This is a genomic window from Vibrio ponticus (assembly GCF_009938225.1).
GTDB lineage: Bacteria > Pseudomonadota > Gammaproteobacteria > Enterobacterales > Vibrionaceae > Vibrio > Vibrio ponticus.
Genome location: NZ_AP019657.1, coordinates 2,588,572 through 2,608,476, shown reverse-complemented (window position 1 = coordinate 2,608,476; position 19,905 = coordinate 2,588,572). Strand labels below are relative to the sequence as shown.

Here is a 19,905-nt window from a genome sequence, read left to right as displayed (position 1 = left end):
CATAAAGAAAAACCGCGGGCGAAAGCACTAAGTCAAATCTTGCGTTGAAACTGGCATATCGAGATACAGTCACATTGTTGCAATGCCAATACAAAAACGCCCAAGCTAGGCTTGGGCGTTTATCCAGCGACGTTAAACTTATTTAACGATAACTTGACCAGACATTTCTGCTGGGATTTCTAGACCTGCTAGCGATAGCATGGTTGGCGCTAGGTCAGACAGTTTACCGCCTTCAACGAACTCAACCGATTTGTTGCCTACATATACTAGTGGTACTGGTAGGTTAGTGTGAGCTGTGTGGATACCACCAGTTTCAGGATCAACCATCATTTCTGCGTTACCGTGGTCAGCAGTGATAAGCATTTGACCATCAACTTCGTTGATTGCTTCTACTACACGACCAATACACTCATCGATCGCTTCGATAGCTTGTTTAGCCGCTTCGTAAACACCAGTATGACCAACCATATCTGGGTTAGGGTAGTTACAGATGATAGTGTCGTACTTACCAGACTTGATCGCAGCAATTAGCTTCTCAGTAAGCTCTGGAGAGCTCATTTCTGGTTGAAGATCGTAAGTTGCAACTTTAGGCGATGCCACTAGTTGACGCTCTTCGCCTGCAAATTCGTTTTCAACACCACCGTTGAAGAAGAATGTAACGTGTGCGTACTTCTCTGTTTCAGAGATACGTAGCTGAGTTTGACCTTGCTTAGATAGCCACTCACCGTAAGTGTTCTCTAGCGATGCTGGTGGGAATGCGGTAGCTAGCGGGATATCGGCTGCGTATTGAGTTAGCATTACAAAGTTGATTGCTGGGAATACAGCGCGCTCGAAGCCATCAAAACCAGGTACGAAAGTACGAGTAATTTGACGTGCACGGTCAGCACGGTAGTTCATGAAGATAACCGCATCGCCATCTTGCATGATTGCATCTTCTTGATCAGCGGTTTTGATTGCGGTTGCTTTCACAAACTCATCATTTTCATCACGAGCGTAAGCCGCTTCTAGACCTTCAACAGCAGTGTCAAAAGTGAATTCAGCTTTAGCTTGAGTCAACAGATCGTAAGCGACTTGAACGCGATCCCAGTTGTTGTCACGGTCCATAGCGTAGTAACGACCCACTAGTGAAGCCACGCGACCTTTGCCTAGTTTAGCAAATAGCTCTTGGAAGCGTTGTAGAGAGCCTTCAGCACTGCGTGGTGGCGTATCACGACCATCTAGGAAGCAGTGTAGGTAGATCTTTTCAGCGCCACGCTCAGCAGCCATTTCAACTGCAGCATAGATGTGATCTTCGTGAGAGTGAACGCCACCTGGTGACATTAGACCCATGATGTGAACCGCTTTGTCTGCTTTAACTGCAGCGTCAATGGCTTCAACTAGTGCAGGCGTTTGTACGAATTCACCATCAGCAATTGATTTAGTGATACGAGTAAGATCTTGGTAAACAATACGACCAGCACCGATGTTGGTGTGACCAACTTCAGAGTTACCCATTTGACCATCAGGTAGACCCACATCCATACCAGACGCAGAGATTAGCGTGTTAGGGTGGTTAGCAAATAGCTTGTCCAAGTTTGGAGTATTAGCGTTTGCGATAGCGTTATTTGCTGTATCTTCACGGTGACCGTAACCGTCAAGAATAACTAGAGCCAATGGCTTCTTAGCAGACATAGATTGAACCTCGTCAAATTTAAGTAACTGTCGGTGTTGGGAAGTTTCCCAAGTACCTTGAAACAAAACTAGCGTAATTTTACTACACTTTTTAACCAAAACTGTAGGCTAAGATCAAATATTGTTCGCGATTTCGCGTAGCAATCTTTCAGCGTATTGTCTATTTCGCCAAAATCTTACACTGATAATAGCTCTTATTCTCACCGATTTTCAGGCATTGTAAATTCGGTAAAACCAATCATTTTGATAGCTAGTACGCGAGAAAATACTCATTGCACCAAAATCGCCGTGCCTGATACCGCTAATATCGCTCCAAGCCATGCGTAGCGGTTGGGAACTTGTTTGGTATAAATCCAAAGTATAGGTAGTAACATGATCGGTGTAGTGGAAGAAAGCAGTGCCACCATACCGACGTTGCCTTTTTGCAGCGCGTATAGGATCAGCGTCATGCCGACAGCCATGGCAACAAACGCGTTTAAAGCGGTCAGAGTAAAGACTTGCATATTGATCGTTTGATTAGCTTTCGCAATTCGAGCACCGCTGAATAATAAGATCGAATGGGCGGTAAACGCAGTCATCATGCGCATCGCGGAAGCGGCCACAGGATCAATCTCGGTCTGCATAATGGGTTTGGCGATAATGCCGCCTAACGCTTGGCACAGTGCAGCCAGTAGCCCAAGCGATACGCCAATCCAGACTCTGCCTTGCACGTTTTCTAATTGATTTTGGCTTTGACCACGACGACCAAAAAAGATGGCTAAGACTACCCCGGAGAACACTAATGTGGCGCCCAAAAGTTCGAACGATGTCATCGCTTCACTGAAAAGAAAATAGCCGAGAAGAGTGGAAAACAACGCGTGGCAAGAAAACAGTAAACCGGACTGCCTTGGACCCATGCGGTTTAAGCAGGCAAAGAGTGCGGTATCGCCAATAAAAATACCAATCAGCCCAGAGAGCATCATCGCACTGATTGCGGGCATTGTAACGGTTGACCAACCTCCAGTAATCAGCGCCATGGTGGCTAAAATGGTACTGGCACAGCCCATACGCCAGCGACTGTAAGCAAAACTGCCTAAGTGCTTAGCGGGGACAACAGAAAGGACACTGGAAAACGCCCACATTAATGCCGCAAACAGAGCGAGCCATTCATAGCCCATGTTTGATTTCATCCTTGATTGAGGTGGTCCGCTAAATTGCGGGATGCACACCGTCAGTAGTGTGCAGAGAATGGACAATATGCCTGATTTAGCACAGTAAGCAAAGGGCAAATGCCGTACCACTTTGCTTACTGTCGGGGAAATGCAGTTCAGATTGAATTAGGTGAGGATCCAGTTCGCCATATAAACAATTGATAAGCCGATCACGCCAATAATGACTCCCGTTTTCGCCATATCTTTGCTCTCAATTAGCCCGGTTGAGTAGGCCAGTGAGTTAGGCGGTGTTGAGACTGGGAGAATCATCCCGAGTGAAGCGGAGAAAGCGACCACAACCAGCAGGTTTTGCATATCCAGCGTTTGCATTGAAACACCAATTGCTGCCGCTATCGGCATTAACAAGTTCGCGGTTGCGGTATTGGACATAAAGTTGGCCATTAACCAACATACCAGCGACATGGTAATGATCACCGCGGTTGGCGAGAGTGACTCATAGTCAATCGCATGAGCAAGAGCCGAAGCAAGCCCAGTCTTATCCAATGCAATACCAATCGCAATACCACCGGCCACCAACCACAGCACATCCCAGTTGATCAGCTTAAGCTCCTCTTTGCCCATAATGCCAGTTAAGGTAAAGACGGCGAGAGGGATAATCGAAACCACATAGGTATTCATGCCGTGTAACTTAGTGGTCATCCACATCAAAATGGTGATCGCGAAGGTCGCGTATACCACTATCGCTCGCCAATTTTTTTGAAACTTACCATTAAGTTTGAGCACCATTTTCTCTTGCGATGAAGGGAACAGTTTCTGCAATAAGAACCACGCAATCGTCAATTGCACCACCACAAAGGGTAAGCCCATCATCATCCAAGAAAGAAAGTCGATGCTGTTTTCACCGGTTAAATATTGCAAGGCAATGGCGTTTGGTGGTGTACCAATAGGAGTGGCAATACCCCCGGTATTGGCTGCAATGGGAATACATAACACCAAGGCTTTAATACCTAAATCCCCTTTGGGCGCAGAAGCCACAATCGGTCCGAGCAATGCCAGCATCATCACAGTGGTCGCGGTATTAGACATAAACATCGAGAACACCGCGGTAATCAGCATTAACCCCAACATGATGTATTTGGGCTGGGTACCAAAGGGTTTAAGTAATACTCGCGCGAGGTTGTTATCCAGTTCATATTTAGAAGCGGAGATCGCCAAGGCAAAGCCGCCCATAAATAGGATTATGATCGGTGAGGAGAAGGCACTAAATATATCGGTGTAAGCGATCAATTCGCCTAAATCATGCCCAGCTGGTGGATTGCGAAACAGGTGCAAGCCTTTATCGGAAATCATGATCAGCTCTAAGGCAATGATCAGAATTGAAGTGGCAAAAACCGGAACGGGCTCTAATACCCAAAGCAGGGCGGCGAGAAGGAAAATAGCCAGAAGTCGATGTTGAATAAGAGTTAAGTCGTCGATTGGGATGGAATCAATCGGCATAAATAGTACTGCGAGCGGAAGCCCAAAGCAGATGAGTAGCCTAATTATGGTGCCGGAATGAATTTTTTTCATAGGCGAGCAGACCTTCCAATTCAATAGGAAAGAACAGCTTAAAAGATAACCAAATTAAGGTCTTAGACTAAGGTTAGAGTTTTGCAAAAACGTAAAAAATGTTGCAGGAATCTTGTCGCGGGTCAAAAAAATCCCTGAACGAGTCAGGGATTGATAATTCATTTACTGGCTTGTTATTCCGCGCTTTGACGCTGCGCGTAAGGGGTGCCCATGACAGTCGGTTCGCCTAGCTGCATCGATGCATCAAATTGGATGCTATCTTTGGCAAATAGGTTAATCACTGTTGAACCAAGTTTGAAGCGACCCATCTCTTCACCTTTTTTCAGCACAACCGCTTTATCACCTTCTGCTGGGTAATCCCAACGGTGTACAGTGTTGCCGCGTGGTGGTGTTACTGTGCCTGCCCAAACTTGCTCAATGCTGCCAACAATAGTTGCACCAACCAGTACCTGAGCCATAGGACCAAACTCAGTATCAAAGATGCATACCACTCGCTCGTTACGTGCAAATAGGTTTGGCACGTTTTCAGCTGTTAATGGGTTTACTGAGAATAGATCGCCCGGTACGTAAATCATTTGGCGTAGCGTACCATCACATGGCATGTGCACACGGTGGTAATCGCGTGGTGATAGGTACAAGGTCGCAAATTCGCCATCCGCAAACTCTTGCGCTAATTGCTCGTCACCGCCAAGCAGCTCAAGTGCCGTGTAATCGTGACCTTTAGCTTGAATCAGCTTGCCATCTTGGATTGGACCAAATTGGCTCACGCACGCATCCGCTGGATGAGTGATGATGTTGTCACCTTCAGTAATCGGGCGTGCACCTTCTTTTAGCTCACGGACAAAGAATTCATTGAATGTCTTAAAGTAAGCAGGATCAGTGTGTAACGCTTCATCCATATTGACGTTGTATTGCTTGATGAACCAACGAATGATCGCGGTAGTTAGACCGCCAGCTTTAGCCGACGCTAACTTACCCACTAGGCGAGTTAAACCATGCTGAGGAATCCAGTATTGCAGTCTAACTTTAATCTTATCCATTGTGTTTAATTCCAATGTTAATTATCTGTTTCAAACTTTTGGGCGCGAGATGTTACTTAAAAAATCAGCAAATGTCAGCACTTGCTGATGCTTGTCCTCTCGCAGTGCGCTACAGATCCGCTTTCTTACTGCGTGAATACTGTCGGTTTGCTTTGTTTTCGGTCATGCTCTCAAGGATGCGGTGGTAGTTTTCAAAACGAACTTCGCTCACGTCGCCGTTTTCTACCGCTTCACGTAAGATACAACCCGGATCATCAAGGTGTTTACAGTCGCGGAACTTGCAACCACCTAAGTAAGGTTTGAACTCGACAAATGCCTTGGTAACTTCTTCGGCTTCTAAGTGCCATAAACCAAACTCACGAACCCCAGGAGAGTCAATCAGATCACCACCTGAAGGGATATGGTAGAGGCGTGCTGCGGTTGTCGTGTGTTGACCCAGTCCCGAGTTTTCTGAAATGGCGCCTTCTTCAACGTCTAACTCTGGCATCAGGGCGTTAACTAGGCTGGATTTACCTACCCCAGATTGACCAACAAAAATGTTAATGCGCCCATGCAAGGCAGTTTCTAACTCAGCGATACCTTCACCAGACTGTTTGCTTACCAACAGCACTTTGTAGCCAATGCGCTCGTATTCACTCAACCACTCACGGTAAGTATTACGTTGCTCGTCTTCAAGCAAGTCGACTTTGTTCAACACAATCAGTGGCGCAATCCCCAATGTCTCTGATGCGACTAAGTAGCGATCGATGATATTGAGTGATAGCTCAGGTAGTACTGAGGAGACAATCACCATTTGGTCGATGTTTGCCGCAACAGGCTTTAAACCATCATAGTAATCTGGTCGGGTAAGCACAGAGCTACGAGGCTCAACCGCTTCAACCACGCCTGAAATACCGTACATTGATTCAAGACCAGCACGCCAAATTACTCGGTCGCCGGAGACAAGCGTTTCGATACCACGACGCAAGTTACAACGATGGACTTCACCACTTTCATGGTCTTCAATATCGGCATGCTGACCAAAACGGGTAATCACTAGCCCAGTTTTGGTTCCGCCCAGCATCGATTCATCCCACTGAATGCTTTCGGCTTTAGTGAGTTTACGTTTTTGATTACTACGAACGCGTCGTACCTGACCTTTAGTTAGCTTTTTCTGTTTTGCCACGATGATCTACTTAATCTATTTCTCTTAGGTTCGATACCTGAGTTTGCTATCTTGGGTATCCGAATTTGGGTATAGTACCTTTTTTAGCGAAAAACCAATAGGCAACGATTTATGTCCTTTAGCGATCAAAACTTAATTTGGGTCGATTTAGAGATGACGGGACTTGATCCTGAAACTCACAAAATCATTGAAATCGCGACCATTGTTACTGACAGTGAGCTAAATATCTTAGCTGAAGGTCCTGTTTTGGCAGTACATCAGCCAGAAGAAGAATTAGCGAAAATGGATGACTGGTGTACCAATACTCACACCAACAGTGGCTTAGTTGAGCGTGTTCGTAATAGCCAAGTGGATGAGCAAGACGCGATTCGCCAAACCATTGCTTTTCTAGAGCAGTGGGTACCAAAAGGTAAATCACCAATCTGTGGTAACAGTATTGGTCAAGATCGTCGCTTCTTATACAAGCATATGCCAGAGCTTGAAGAATACTTCCATTACCGTTACCTAGATGTCAGTACGCTAAAAGAACTGACTCGCCGCTGGCAACCAGAGATTTTGGATGGCTTCTCTAAGCAAGGTAGCCACTTAGCATTGGATGATATTCGTGAATCCATTGCGGAGTTGAAATACTACCGTCAAACCATCTTCAAAATTTAAAGTAAGTTTTGATTCAAGCCGCAGCATGGTCTGCGGCTTTTGTTTTTAGTGTCTGCGCTAGGGGACAGGTAAAAAGACAAACTGGGCAACGCCTTGCGCGACTTTAGTAATACTACGATCGGTTTTATCAGCCACAATCAGTGCCATCATGTCTTGAATGCTCACCATTTTGCTAAAAATACGGTCGAAGCTAATATCAAACTCATTGTCGCTGTAGTGGTTACTCAGCAAGTAGAGTTCACCTTGGCTATTGCGACGATGATAGATCCGCCAAACGAAAATTTCGATATTGCGGGCGCTGTTATACAGAGATTGCTCATCCAAGGAATCGAGAATAAAGAACTCTTGCTGGTGGTTATAAGAACGTCGCAGCATTTCAGCAAGACCAACAACGGCAGCAAAGACGCGATCACCCTGATAAGACTCATCAAACGCAAGCAAGATAGCATCGATACTTGTTTTTCCGCCTAACTCAGCAAACAGCAGAGGTTGAGACTCTAATTCACCCGGTCGACCAAAGATTTGCAGCATGCGATCTTCGAGTGTCATCCCCTCAATTTTTCTGAGTTGCTCTGGATTTCGCACGTATAGCTTTCGTGTCAGCTCCATCAGCAGCGCCTTTTGTTCCCTGACATGCACGTCCATAACAAAGTCGACATCCGTTTTACCGAGGTTTCGGACTGGCTTCGGCATTGAGCCACAACCGGATAATGAGGTGAAGAGAAGTAGGGTTGAACAGAAAGCAATAAATCTTAGGCGATACCCAGCGAATGCCATTGCGAGCTCCATCTTATGCAATTGCCATTTAGTGATCATCAAAGCGATACCCAGTTTGCGCAGATTACTTGGGTATAAATCAGACGATTGGTCATTTGTTATATCGAAAAGCTCATATTTAAACCAGTGAGAATAGACTTTGTGAATCCGTTTACTGGCTCAGGTCTCATTTACTCATGACTAAAATTAAATAGGATGATCTTTTTATCAGTAGCTTATGATCAAAAATAGTTAATTGAGTTCAACAATACTTCAACAAACCGTCGCTTGTACGCTTACTTTTGTGTGCTTTTTCATCAAACGGGAAAAAAACTCATTTTTTTTGTAGGAAGGACTTGCATCACAAAAAAATGCTCTTATAATTCGCAGCCCTGAACGACGGAAACGTTGTTGATGCGACACTAGCTCAGTTGGTAGAGCGCAACCTTGCCAAGGTTGAGGTCACGAGTTCGAACCTCGTGTGTCGCTCCACTTTCTTTTCGAAGAGAGAGGGATAGTTCTCATTGTACTTAACAATGACATCCGGACGCGGGATGGAGCAGCTTGGTAGCTCGTCGGGCTCATAACCCGAAGGTCGTAGGTTCAAATCCTGCTCCCGCAACCAAATTTACAGGCGTTATGATTCGCTAGCTCGTCGGGCTCAGCCATTCATAAAACCTAGCGAAGGTCGTTGATTTAAATCCGACTTCCGCAACAAATTAAGATAAATTGCTCAGGCGATTTGTCAATGCGACACTAGCTCAGTTGGTAGAGCGCAACCTTGCCAAGGTTGAGGTCACGAGTTCGAACCTCGTGTGTCGCTCCACTTTCTTTTCGAAGAGAGAGGGATAGTTCTCATTGTACTTAACAATGACATCCGGACGCGGGATGGAGCAGCTTGGTAGCTCGTCGGGCTCATAACCCGAAGGTCGTTGGTTCAAATCCAGCTCCCGCAACCACATTTAGATGAATTGCTCAGGCGATTTATCAATGCGACACTAGCTCAGTTGGTAGAGCGCAACCTTGCCAAGGTTGAGGTCACGAGTTCGAACCTCGTGTGTCGCTCCACTTTCTTTTCGAAGAGAGAGGGATAGTTCTCATTGTACTTAACAATGACATCCGGACGCGGGATGGAGCAGCTTGGTAGCTCGTCGGGCTCATAACCCGAAGGTCGTTGGTTCAAATCCAGCTCCCGCAACCACATTTAGATAAATTGCTCAGGCGATTTGTCAATGCGACACTAGCTCAGTTGGTAGAGCGCAACCTTGCCAAGGTTGAGGTCACGAGTTCGAACCTCGTGTGTCGCTCCAAATAGACAGTTCTCATTGTACTTAACAATGACATCCGGACGCGGGATGGAGCAGCTTGGTAGCTCGTCGGGCTCATAACCCGAAGGTCGTTGGTTCAAATCCAGCTCCCGCAACCACATTTAGATGAATTGCTCAGGCGATTTATCAATGCGACACTAGCTCAGTTGGTAGAGCGCAACCTTGCCAAGGTTGAGGTCACGAGTTCGAACCTCGTGTGTCGCTCCACTTTCTTTTCGAAGAGAGAGGGATAGCTCTCATTGTGCTTAACAATGACATCCGGACGCGGGATGGAGCAGCTTGGTAGCTCGTCGGGCTCATAACCCGAAGGTCGTTGGTTCAAATCCAGCTCCCGCAACCACATTTAGATGAATTGCTCAGGCGATTTATCATTGCGACACTAGCTCAGTTGGTAGAGCGCAACCTTGCCAAGGTTGAGGTCACGAGTTCGAACCTCGTGTGTCGCTCCACTTTCCTTCAAGTGGATAACGATAGCCCTCATTGTGCTTAACAATGATAATAAATGCGACACTAGCTCAGTTGGTAGAGCGCAACCTTGCCAAGGTTGAGGTCACGAGTTCGAACCTCGTGTGTCGCTCCAATTTCCTTCAAATGACGTTGTTATTTGATTTGGTCTCACAGACCATCCGCTCTTTCTAATGCTGTGAAGCATAAATCCCCAAAAAACATTAAAAGTCCACCTAGTTTCTAGGCGGGCGTTTGACTTTTTTACTCTCTGCGATATCTCGTCAGCGTGCGAACAGTTATATGCACTGGTTTAGTTCGTGTAATTAACAGACTTATCCACAGAATCCATATTGTGGATAACTTGGTGGGTAACCTGATTTTTTGCTCTGAATAAAACAATTAAAAAAGATCTTTTTCTATACATCAATCACATTTTTAACACATCGAATCTGTAAATGTATGATTTTTAAGTGTTTATTTCATTGGCTGCATTTTCTGTTAACAAAAAATGGATCATTAACTAAAAAATCATTGATCCTAGTCATTTAATCGTCTTGTGATTAACTTTCGTTTGGTTATCAATTTATTTGCTTTGCGCAGTTTTTTTCCACATTCCTAATTTGGGAACCAAGTCAAACTATTCAATCGCCATGTTGGCAAGCATTATGCGTCCCTTGGTAAGCCTTTCTGTACAATTCTAATTAGCCGTTGATGCTTAGTGGTGGTGCGGCTGCTCTCTGCAATTTGCGAGAGTTGCTCTTCAATTGCCCAGTTGATATGTATATCAAGCAGTTCTGATAATCCCTTGCGACTTTCGAGTGACTCAATGATTGCTTGGGAGAAAGGGGCATTACCCATCGCAATGGCAATATTACGCAACCACTGCTGGTGACCAATACGGCGGATGGCTGAGCCCTCCATATTTTTAAGAAACGTCTCCTCGTCCCAACTGAATAAATCAATCAGTTCTGGGCTATGCAGCGCTTTGCGGCGATGAAAGTCTTGTTCTTCGGTTATCGAGGCGAATCGATTCCAAGGACAGACTAATTGACAGTCATCACAACCATAAATCCTATTTCCCATGGCTTTGCGAAATTCTAATGGAATCACACCATCAAACTCGATGGTTAAGTAAGAAATACAGCGTCTCGCGTCAACCACTCCATCTTCGACAATCGCGCCGGTAGGACAAGAAGTGATACACGCTTTACAGTGACCGCATTGATTGTCACTAGGGGTATCAACGGGGAGAGGTAAATCGATCAGCAGTTCGCCTAAAAAGAACCATGAACCGCACTCTTTGTCGAGAATGAGGGAATGCTTGCCTGACCAACCTAATCCCGCCTTTTGTGCCAAAGGACGTTCAAGAATCGGAGCAGAATCGACAAAAGGTCGGTAATTCATACTTGCGACTTCTTGTTCAATCATCTGCCCTAGCTTTTTTAGTTGGTTACGTAGCAATTTATGATAGTCGCGGCCAAGAGCGTATCGACTGATGTAAGCATGGTTTGGATTGTCTAGGTTGCTAGCAAACTGAGCCTCAGGTGGTAGGTAATCCATTCTCGCGCTAATAACACGCACGGTTCCAGGCAATAATTCATCGGGGCGGGCACGCATCATGCCGTGACGAGCCATCCAATCCATACTACCGTGATAGCCAGCCTCTAACCATTTCTGCAGCTCTGCTTCATGTTCTTTCAAATCAACATCGCAGATCCCGACTTTTTGAAAGCCAAGTTGTTTGGCCCAAATTTTAATTTTGTCTGCTAGTTCTTGATAGTCCATGCGAGCGTTACTCAAACGAAAGGGGGCGGGATCTTACAAGATCTTCCCCATCGGATCTAGCGGGCTTTTTAGCCAATAGTTACGATTATTTTCCTTTAACTTACACAAGAGAGCTTGTCTCTCAATTCCAACCCAGTTTACTATTCGAGTTCTTTTGATTTTTATATAGTCATTTTCGAGAAGAGTAGTCATGAGCACGAAACAATTTGCCCTATCCGATGAACAAGCAACCATTCAACTGGGCACAGTACTGGCTGGCTTATGCTCGCAACAAACGACCATCTATTTGCATGGTGATCTTGGCGCGGGGAAAACAACTTTCAGTCGAGGCTTTGTGCGTGCGCTTGGTCATCAAGGTAATGTGAAAAGTCCAACTTATACTTTGGTTGAACCATACCAGTTAGATCAGTGGCAGGTGTACCATTTTGATCTATATCGCTTAGCGGATCCTGAAGAGCTCGAATTTATGGGGATTCGTGACTACTTTACATCTGATGCTATCTGTTTAGTCGAGTGGCCAGAAAAAGGCGCAGGCTTACTACCAGAAGCTGATCTTGATATTACGATCCGTTACAACGGCGAACAGCGTATCGCTCAAGTCGCGGCAAACAACCCTTATGGAATTACTCTTTTAGACCAGTTGGAGTTATGTTGATCATTCACCCTTTGCGTGCCTTCACTATTTGTATTGCCCTAGCGTTATCGCTGTTTTCTGTTTCTTCATGGGCAAATGCATTGGAAAGTCTCCGAGTGTGGCCATCACCCGATGAGACACGAGTCGTTATTGATCTTAAGTCAGAAGCCGAGTACAGCTACTTTACGTTATCTGGACCTGCTCGCCTGGTGGTTGATCTCAAAGATACTCAGCTTAAAACCAAACTGCCTTTAGACGTTAAGGGCAGCCCGGTGCTGCGTAAAATTCGTAAGAGTTCTCCACCGAATAGCGGTACTTACCGCTTGGTTTTCGAGCTGTCGAAAAAAACACCTGTACAGCTGTTTAAGCTCGCGCCGACTCCCGGTGGTCAATATGGGCATCGACTGGTGGTTGACATTAGTCATGGCGGCAGTAAAGCGACGCCTGCTGTAACGTCATCATCACCAAGTAAGACTCAAGTAAGTCGTGATGCTTCACAGTTGTTAGGCACAGCAGACATTGTTGTGGCGCTGGATGCAGGGCACGGTGGTGAAGACCCAGGTTCCATCGGTCCTACGCGTAAATATGAAAAACATGCGACGTTAGCCATTTCTAAAAAGGTTGCGGATCAGATCAACGCGATTCCGGGTATGAAAGCGGTTTTGACCCGTCGTGGTGATTACTTTGTTAATTTGAATAAACGCTCAGAGATCGCGCGTAAGAACAAAGCACACCTGCTTGTTTCAATTCACGCTGATGCATTCCATTCGCCGAAGCCTCGTGGTGGTTCGGTATTTGTATTGAATACGCGTCGAGCGAACACAGAAATCGCTCGCTGGGTTGAAAACCATGAAGAGCAGTCACAACTGCTGGGCGGCGCAGGGGAAGTGTTAGCCAAGAATAATAACGATAAAAACGTTAGCCAGACACTCCTTGATCTGCAGTTTAGCCATTCGCAAAAAGAAGGCTATAAAGTTGCCACTAAGATTTTGCGTGAAATGGGTAGCGCAGGCGTTCACCTGCACAAGAAAGAGCCGGTTAATGCGAGCTTGGCAGTATTGAAATCGCCGGACATTCCTTCAGTGTTGGTTGAAACGGGCTTCATTTCCAATCCGACCGAAGAGCGACTGCTTTTCCAACGTAGTCACCAAGACAAATTAGCGCGAGCGCTAACTAAGGCGATAGTGAAGTACTTTGAAGAGAACCCTCCAGAGGGAACGCTGTTTGCTAACCGTGGTAAGAGCATTAAACACAAAGTCGCTCGTGGTGAGTCGTTATCGGTGATCGCTAAAAAGTATGGTTCGTCGACTAAGGCCATCATGTCCGCTAACAAGCTGAAAAGCACCAGCTTAGCAGTAGGGCAACTGTTGACGATTCCTGGCGCACAGGCTTCGGTATCCGTGCCTAAAGCGAGCAACCCTGTCGAGACAAAGGTAGTGACACACGTAGTTCAACGGGGTGACTATCTAGGCAAGATTGCCGCTAAGTATAAAGTCTCGGTGGCGGACATTAAGCGTGAGAACAACATGCGTTCAGACACACTTAAGTTGGGACAAAAACTGAAAATTACCGTGAGCCTAAAGGATCAACCTCTGCGCAAGCATAAGGTTCAACGTGGTGAGTTCTTGGGTAAGATTGCCAATAAGTATGGCGTGAGTGTCAACAGTTTACGCCGAGCTAATAACTTGAAGTCTGATCAATTAGCGGTAGGTCAGACGCTCATCATTCCTCATAACTAGTTAGTGAGATAGATATGACCATCAAGATCCTACCGGCTCGACTGGCGAACCAAATTGCCGCAGGTGAGGTGGTCGAAAGACCGGCCTCGGTCGTAAAAGAGCTGGTAGAAAATAGCATAGATTCAGGTGCGACCCGGATTGATATCGATATCGAGAAAGGTGGTGCTAAGTTGATCCGCGTTCGCGATAACGGTAAAGGCATTGCCAAAGATGAACTGGGTTTGGCTTTGAGTCGTCATGCAACCTCGAAGATCCACTCACTTGATGACTTAGAAGCCATTATGAGCTTGGGTTTTCGTGGAGAAGCGCTTGCCAGTATCAGCTCGGTCTCACGATTAACTCTGACTTCACGCCCTGCCACGCAAGACCAAGCCTGGGCTGCGCACAGCGAAGGGCGAGAAATGGCGGTACAGCTTCAACCCGCCGCTCACCCGATTGGCACGTCGGTTGAAGTGCTGGATCTTTTCTTCAACACGCCGGCTCGTCGTAAATTTCTGCGCACGGAAAAGACCGAGTTTGCTCATATTGATGAGCTGATTAAGCGCATTGCATTGAGTCGTTTTGATGTCACCATCAACTTGCGTCACAACGGTAAACTGATCAAACAGTATCGAGCGGCGAAAACCGAAGTTCAGGCAGAGAAACGCATTGCGGTCGTGTGTGGCAACAACTTTGTTCGTCACATGCTGAAGATCGAGCTTGAGCATCAAGGGTTGAAATTACATGGCTGGATCACCACACCAGATGGCGCTCGCCAGCAAAGTGATTTGCAATACTGTTATGTGAATGGTCGTATGATGCGTGATAAACTGATCAATCACGCGATTCGTCAAAGTTATGAAACCAGCTTGCGACCTGAGCAGTTTGCAACGTACGTTTTGTATATCGAGATCGATCCTCACCAAGTCGACGTGAACGTCCATCCAGCCAAACACGAAGTGCGTTTTCATCAAGCCCGTCTGGTGCATGATTTTATTTATCAGGCGTTAGCCGATGCACTGGCGCAGAGTCATCATATTGATAAACCAGAAATCAATGCTTCAGCGTTTCATCAACCGAGCGTTGAGCTTGGCAGCAATGAGCCGCAACCTCAGCCTGAAGACCAAGGGACGAATAGCCAACAGACGTCATCGATCACTTCTGTGGTTCCAGAACAAGTTTATCAAGCCGTTGAACGCGTGCCGAGCTATCCCGGGCGTATCAATGAGCCTAAGCCGGGTAGAGAGTCAGCATCATCTCAATCGACACGTGCGGATTGGGTAGAGAGCCGTTCGGCGCCAAGATCAAAAAGTGGTGAAAGATACGCGCAACCATCGCCGTCAAAGCAAGAGGTGGAAGTGTATCAGCAACTGATGCAGACCCCAGAAGTGCCGGTCATGCAGGCGTCATCATCAGTGACACCGTCAAAGCCAACGGATGCCATTCAGCCCATCGAGTCATTAGGTAAAGCGATCTGTATGGCGTCAGGGCAGTTGGTCATGATGGCAGACAAAGCAGGGGCGCATTTGGTTTCATTGGCGAAAGCGGAATGGCTTCGTGTTTATGGCCAATTACAAGTCGAAGGCGATGGGCTAAAGAGTCAACCTCTGCTGGTTCCTCTGGCGCTTAAAATTGATCCGCCACAGAGCAAAGCGTTACAAGCTTACCAGGCATTATTTGCTAAGCTTGGGCTGGAAATTAAAGTGCGCAATCAGCAAAGCGTAATGGTGATGGGAGTGCCTTCACCATTAAGACAACAAAATTTACAACAGCTGATTCCAGATCTGTTATCTTACGCCGCTTTGAGAGCCGAGCAGGGGCAACAAGAGCAGAACTTGTCTCTTGGCGCGTTGTCCAAATGGCTAGCGGATCAAGTAGTTCGCGTAAAAACTGACTACACTTTGTCTGAAGCGATACAAATCGTCGCTGAAGTTGAGATGCTATGGCAAGGAAGGCTGCCTTTGCACGATACACAGTTTGTAAGACCGATTGATTTTTCTGCGACTATTGCAGCATTTAACCTATGAATAAACAATTACCATTAGCCCTATTCTTGATGGGGCCAACGGCGTCAGGTAAAACGGATTTAGCGATTCGTCTGCGTCAGAAATATCCTGTCGAAATTATCTCGGTGGATTCTGCATTGATCTACAAAGGGATGGATATCGGTACCGCAAAGCCTGACGCTGATGAATTGGCATTAGCGCCGCATCGCTTAATTGATATATTGGATCCAACCGAATCCTATTCCGCTGCGGACTTTCGTCGTGACGCGATTCGCGAAATGAATGAGATCGTTGCGCAGGGTAAAATACCGCTATTAGTAGGCGGTACAATGTTGTATTACAAAGCATTATTGGAAGGTTTATCACCACTTCCGGCTGCAAACCCTGAAATACGCAAACAAATCGAACAAGAGGCATTGACTCACGGTTGGGACGTGCTGCACGATCAATTACGTGAGATCGATCCCGTTTCCGCTGAGCGTATTCATCCGAATGATCCACAAAGATTATCTCGGGCGTTGGAAGTTTATCGGATTTCGGGTAAAACTCTTACTGAGTTAACTAAAACTAAAGGCGAAAGCCTGCCGTTCAACGTTAAACAATTTGCTATAGCTCCCAAGGATAGGGCTGAGCTCCACCGCCGTATTGAGCTGCGTTTTGAAAAAATGATGGACGCAGGGTTTGAGCAAGAGATGCGCGCGCTATACGCTCGTGAAGATCTTCACCCTGATCTCCCATCGATTCGTTGCGTAGGTTATAGGCAGATGTGGGACTATTTGGATGGGAATTGCACCCTTGATGAAGCGATTTTTCGTGGCGTCTGTGCAACCCGCCAATTGGCCAAGCGACAAATTACCTGGTTACGCAGCTGGGATAATTTAACTTGGTTGGATAGCGAAAACATTGAACAAGCACTAGAAACTGTTTCAAATGCCGTGGCATCTGATAGTTCAAGCTGTGTATAATGTGATCGCTTTTGCGTGAATGTGCCCTGTAAAGGATCTGTTACTTGAATTTTGTGGTATTTACCGCCATAACAGTAATTCAGGGGTGTTTTTATCTTCGTTTAGCTCAGATGTAACACAACACTGTTGCAATAAACCACTAGCTAAATAACTAGAACAAAATTACAAAATAAGGAAAATAAAATGGCTAAGGGGCAATCTCTACAAGACCCATTCTTAAACGCTTTACGCCGCGAGCGTATTCCAGTGTCTATCTACCTTGTGAACGGAATTAAGCTTCAAGGTCAGATCGAATCTTTTGACCAATTCGTGATCCTATTGAAGAACACGGTTAACCAAATGGTATACAAGCACGCAATCTCAACAGTTGTACCTGCGCGCCCAGTAAGCCACCATAGCGGTGACCGTCCACAGAATGGCGATCGTCAATCAGACAAATCGGAAGATTAATCTCTGATTGCATTTAGTTTTACATTGAGGAGTTGATGCTTGTTTGACCGTTATGAAGCCGGTGAGCGAGCCGTACTTGTTCATATCAACTTCACGCAAGAAGGGGAGTGGGAAGATCTCAACGAATTTGAAATGTTGGTGTCTTCCGCTGGTGTGTCTTCGTTACATGTCGTAACGGGCAGTCGTCAGTCACCACTCCCTAAATATTATGTCGGTGAGGGTAAAGCTCAAGAGATCGCACAAATTGTGCAATCAACAGATGCCGATATTGTGATTTTTAATCACGCCCTTTCTCCTGCTCAAGAACGTAACCTTGAAGCACTTTGTCAGTGTCGAGTCGTCGACCGTACTGGTTTGATCCTCGATATCTTTGCACAACGTGCCCGTACTCACGAAGGTAAGCTACAAGTTGAGCTTGCTCAGCTGCGTCATATTTCGACTCGCCTAATTCGTGGTTGGACTCACCTTGAACGTCAAAAAGGTGGTATCGGTTTACGTGGTCCAGGTGAAACGCAGTTAGAAACTGACCGACGTTTATTGCGTGAACGTATCAAAGCTATCTTGCGCCGTTTGGAGCGAGTGGCGAAACAACGTGAACAAGGTCGCCGAGCCAGAAGTCGAGCAGAAATTCCAACCATCTCTTTGGTTGGTTACACCAACGCAGGGAAATCAACCCTGTTTAACCGTATTACAGAAGCGGGTGTTTACGCAGCGGATCAGTTATTTGCTACATTGGATCCAACGTTACGTAAGATAGACCTAGCAGATGTTGGAACAGCAATACTTGCTGATACAGTAGGTTTTATCCGACATCTTCCTCACGATCTTGTTGCCGCTTTTAAAGCGACGCTACAAGAAACGCAAGAAGCTGACATTTTGTTACATGTTGTTGATGCCAGTGACGAACGTTTTCGTGAGAATATGAAAGCTGTACACGAAGTACTAGAAGAGATCGATGCCCACGAGGTGCCAACTCTAGTTGTCATGAATAAGATTGATAATCTAGATGGGCAACAACCACGTATTGAACGTGATGAGGAAGGTATTCCTCGTACCGTTTGGGTATCTGCAATGGAAGGCAAAGGTATTGATCTTCTATTCACCGCTTTGACTGAGCGTTTAGCCAGCCAAATGGTGCAATACCAATTGTGTATTCCTCCGCAACATCAAGGTCGACTGCGTAGTACATTTTTCCAAATGAAGTGTATTCAGCACGAAGAATATGACCAAGATGGTAACTTGTTGATTAATATTCGTATGCAACAGGTAGATTGGTCTAGACTTGAAAAAAGAGAAGGGGCAGTTTTACGTGACTTTATAGTTACTTAAATGACTGCTACAGTATAACGTCATATCTAATGATGGAGCTTTCTAATGGCGTGGAATGAGCCTGGTAATAACAACGGCAACAATGGCCGCGATAATGACCCTTGGGGTAATAATAATCGCGGTAACAAAGGTGGCCGTGATCAAGGACCGCCAGACTTAGACGAAGTCTTCAATAAACTGAGTCAGAAACTGGGTGGAAAGTTTGGTGGAAAGGGTGGTAAAGGCCCGACTATCGGTGGTGGTGGTGCACTAGGTTTTGGTGTCATTGCTGCAATCGCAGTCGCAATTTGGTTCTTTGCTGGCTTCTACACCATAGGCGAAGCAGAGCGCGGTGTTGTTCTGCGACTAGGTAAATACGACCGTGTGGTCGATCCTGGTCTTAACTGGCGTCCTCGTTTTATTGACGAAGTGACCGCAGTTAACGTACAAGCGATTCGTTCGCTACGTTCATCAGGTCTAATGCTGACCAAAGATGAAAACGTAGTAACAGTTGCGATGGACGTGCAATATCGTGTCGCTGATCCATATAAATATTTATTCCGTGTAACGAACGCTGATGACAGCTTGCGTCAAGCTACGGATTCTGCACTACGTGCAGTAATCGGTGACTCATTGATGGATAGCATTCTAACCAGCGGTCGTTTGTCAATTCGTCAAAACACTCAGGTAACCCTTGAGAAGATTGTCGATAGCTACGACATGGGTATTGAAGTTGTCGCGGTGAACTTTGAAGATGCTCGTCCGCCAGAAGAAGTAAAAGATGCATTTGATGATGCAACCGCTTCTCGTGAGGATGCGCAACGTTTCAAACGTGAAGCAGAAGCTTACCAAAACGACATCATTCCTAAAGCGAAAGGTCGTGCTGAGCGTCTGTTAAAAGAAGCTCAAGGTTACAGCGAGCGCATTACCAATGGTGCATTGGGTCAAGTAGCTCAGTTCGAGAAATTGCTACCAGAATACCAAGCGGCGCCAGAAGTAACGCGTAATCGTCTATACCTAGACACGATGGAAAAGGTATACGCAAACACGTCGAAAGTGCTGATTGATTCTGAATCGAGCGGTAACCTGCTTTACCTTCCAATTGATAAATTGGCTGGTGAGAAAGGCGGCTCGAAGCGCGACACCACCCAACAAACGTCAACTTATGACCAAATTGAATTGGAGCCACAGTTGAATATTCCGAGTTCTGACTCATCGTCACGCTCAACTACTACACGTCAAGGGAGATATTAAT

At 46.0% G+C, this 19,905-nt stretch carries 15 protein-coding genes and 12 tRNA genes; 20 read left to right on the top strand and 7 right to left on the bottom strand.

What is annotated here, in order from left to right:
- Positions 1–138 precede the first annotated feature (138 nt).
- From gpmM to rsgA, 5 genes are all read right to left on the bottom strand, one after another.
- Positions 139–1,671: a 2,3-bisphosphoglycerate-independent phosphoglycerate mutase gene (gene gpmM, locus GZN30_RS11695; protein WP_075651631.1), complete on the bottom strand. Its 1,533-nt coding sequence runs from the start codon at positions 1,669–1,671 to the stop codon at positions 139–141.
- Positions 1,672–1,940: 269 nt separating this feature from the next.
- Positions 1,941–2,828, bottom strand: a complete 888-nt coding sequence (locus tag GZN30_RS11690) for a DMT family transporter (protein WP_075651634.1) — start codon at positions 2,826–2,828, stop codon at positions 1,941–1,943.
- Between the two features lie 159 nt (positions 2,829–2,987).
- Positions 2,988–4,391: an SLC13 family permease gene (locus tag GZN30_RS11685; protein ID WP_075651636.1), complete on the bottom strand. Its 1,404-nt coding sequence runs from the start codon at positions 4,389–4,391 to the stop codon at positions 2,988–2,990.
- A gap of 173 nt (positions 4,392–4,564) precedes the next feature.
- Entirely contained in the window at positions 4,565–5,431 is an 867-nt protein-coding gene (gene asd / locus GZN30_RS11680; protein WP_075651638.1) for an archaetidylserine decarboxylase, read from the bottom strand.
- Positions 5,432–5,540: 109 nt separating this feature from the next.
- On the bottom strand, positions 5,541–6,596 hold the full coding sequence (gene rsgA / locus GZN30_RS11675) for a small ribosomal subunit biogenesis GTPase RsgA (RefSeq protein ID WP_075651641.1): 1,056 nt from the start codon (positions 6,594–6,596) through the stop codon (positions 5,541–5,543).
- 111 nt (positions 6,597–6,707) lie between these two features.
- Between rsgA and orn the strand changes: the two genes are divergently transcribed.
- Positions 6,708–7,253 carry an oligoribonuclease gene (gene orn / locus GZN30_RS11670; RefSeq protein WP_075651643.1) on the top strand — a complete coding sequence of 182 codons (546 nt, stop codon included), beginning with the start codon at positions 6,708–6,710 and terminating at the stop codon, positions 7,251–7,253.
- A gap of 57 nt (positions 7,254–7,310) precedes the next feature.
- Here orn and GZN30_RS11665 read toward each other — a convergent pair whose 3' ends face one another.
- Positions 7,311–8,069: a hypothetical protein gene (locus GZN30_RS11665; protein ID WP_232060478.1), complete on the bottom strand. Its 759-nt coding sequence runs from the start codon at positions 8,067–8,069 to the stop codon at positions 7,311–7,313.
- Between the two features lie 356 nt (positions 8,070–8,425).
- On the opposite strand from GZN30_RS11665, the gene GZN30_RS11660 reads away from it, so the two are divergent.
- From GZN30_RS11660 to GZN30_RS11600, 12 genes are all read left to right on the top strand, one after another.
- Positions 8,426–8,501: transfer RNA gene (locus GZN30_RS11660), tRNA-Gly, on the top strand.
- 56 nt (positions 8,502–8,557) lie between these two features.
- A tRNA-Met gene (locus GZN30_RS11655) sits at positions 8,558–8,634 on the top strand.
- 125 nt (positions 8,635–8,759) lie between these two features.
- Positions 8,760–8,835 (top strand) — tRNA-Gly (locus GZN30_RS11650).
- Between the two features lie 56 nt (positions 8,836–8,891).
- A tRNA-Met gene (locus GZN30_RS11645) sits at positions 8,892–8,968 on the top strand.
- A 33-nt stretch (positions 8,969–9,001) separates the two neighbouring features.
- Positions 9,002–9,077, top strand: a tRNA-Gly gene (locus GZN30_RS11640).
- Between the two features lie 56 nt (positions 9,078–9,133).
- Positions 9,134–9,210: transfer RNA gene (locus tag GZN30_RS11635), tRNA-Met, on the top strand.
- A gap of 33 nt (positions 9,211–9,243) precedes the next feature.
- Positions 9,244–9,319, top strand: a tRNA-Gly gene (locus GZN30_RS11630).
- Between the two features lie 39 nt (positions 9,320–9,358).
- A tRNA-Met gene (locus GZN30_RS11620) sits at positions 9,359–9,435 on the top strand.
- 33 nt (positions 9,436–9,468) lie between these two features.
- A tRNA-Gly gene (locus GZN30_RS11615) sits at positions 9,469–9,544 on the top strand.
- Between the two features lie 56 nt (positions 9,545–9,600).
- Positions 9,601–9,677, top strand: a tRNA-Met gene (locus GZN30_RS11610).
- A gap of 33 nt (positions 9,678–9,710) precedes the next feature.
- Positions 9,711–9,786: transfer RNA gene (locus GZN30_RS11605), tRNA-Gly, on the top strand.
- Between the two features lie 55 nt (positions 9,787–9,841).
- Positions 9,842–9,917: transfer RNA gene (locus GZN30_RS11600), tRNA-Gly, on the top strand.
- A 530-nt stretch (positions 9,918–10,447) separates the two neighbouring features.
- On the opposite strand, the gene queG is transcribed toward GZN30_RS11600, so the two are convergent.
- Positions 10,448–11,569, bottom strand: a complete 1,122-nt coding sequence (gene queG / locus GZN30_RS11595; protein WP_075652227.1) for a tRNA epoxyqueuosine(34) reductase QueG — start codon at positions 11,567–11,569, stop codon at positions 10,448–10,450.
- Between the two features lie 190 nt (positions 11,570–11,759).
- Between queG and tsaE the strand changes: the two genes are divergently transcribed.
- The 7 genes from tsaE (at position 11,760) to hflK (ending at position 19,904) form a co-directional block, all read left to right on the top strand.
- Positions 11,760–12,224, top strand: coding sequence for a tRNA (adenosine(37)-N6)-threonylcarbamoyltransferase complex ATPase subunit type 1 TsaE (gene tsaE, locus GZN30_RS11590; protein WP_075652228.1), 465 nt, complete (start codon positions 11,760–11,762; stop codon positions 12,222–12,224).
- A complete protein-coding gene (locus tag GZN30_RS11585; protein WP_075652229.1) occupies positions 12,218–13,942 on the top strand; it encodes a LysM peptidoglycan-binding domain-containing protein in 1,725 nt (574 codons plus the stop codon). The genes tsaE and GZN30_RS11585 overlap by 7 nt, the downstream gene beginning before the upstream one ends.
- A 14-nt stretch (positions 13,943–13,956) precedes the next feature.
- Positions 13,957–15,948, top strand: a complete 1,992-nt coding sequence (mutL, locus tag GZN30_RS11580) for a DNA mismatch repair endonuclease MutL (RefSeq protein WP_075652230.1) — start codon at positions 13,957–13,959, stop codon at positions 15,946–15,948.
- Positions 15,945–16,892 (top strand): tRNA (adenosine(37)-N6)-dimethylallyltransferase MiaA, encoded by a 948-nt coding sequence (gene miaA, locus GZN30_RS11575; RefSeq protein ID WP_075652231.1) that lies wholly within the window; start codon positions 15,945–15,947, stop codon positions 16,890–16,892. The genes mutL and miaA overlap by 4 nt, the downstream gene beginning before the upstream one ends.
- 183 nt (positions 16,893–17,075) lie before the next feature.
- Positions 17,076–17,342, top strand: a complete 267-nt coding sequence (gene hfq, locus GZN30_RS11570; protein WP_075652232.1) for an RNA chaperone Hfq — start codon at positions 17,076–17,078, stop codon at positions 17,340–17,342.
- Between the two features lie 39 nt (positions 17,343–17,381).
- Positions 17,382–18,671, top strand: coding sequence for a ribosome rescue GTPase HflX (hflX, locus tag GZN30_RS11565; protein WP_075652233.1), 1,290 nt, complete (start codon positions 17,382–17,384; stop codon positions 18,669–18,671).
- 45 nt (positions 18,672–18,716) lie between these two features.
- Complete coding sequence (gene hflK / locus GZN30_RS11560; protein ID WP_075652234.1) at positions 18,717–19,904, top strand: FtsH protease activity modulator HflK; 1,188 nt, start codon at positions 18,717–18,719, stop codon at positions 19,902–19,904.
- The last annotated feature ends 1 nt before the right edge of the window (position 19,905 follow it).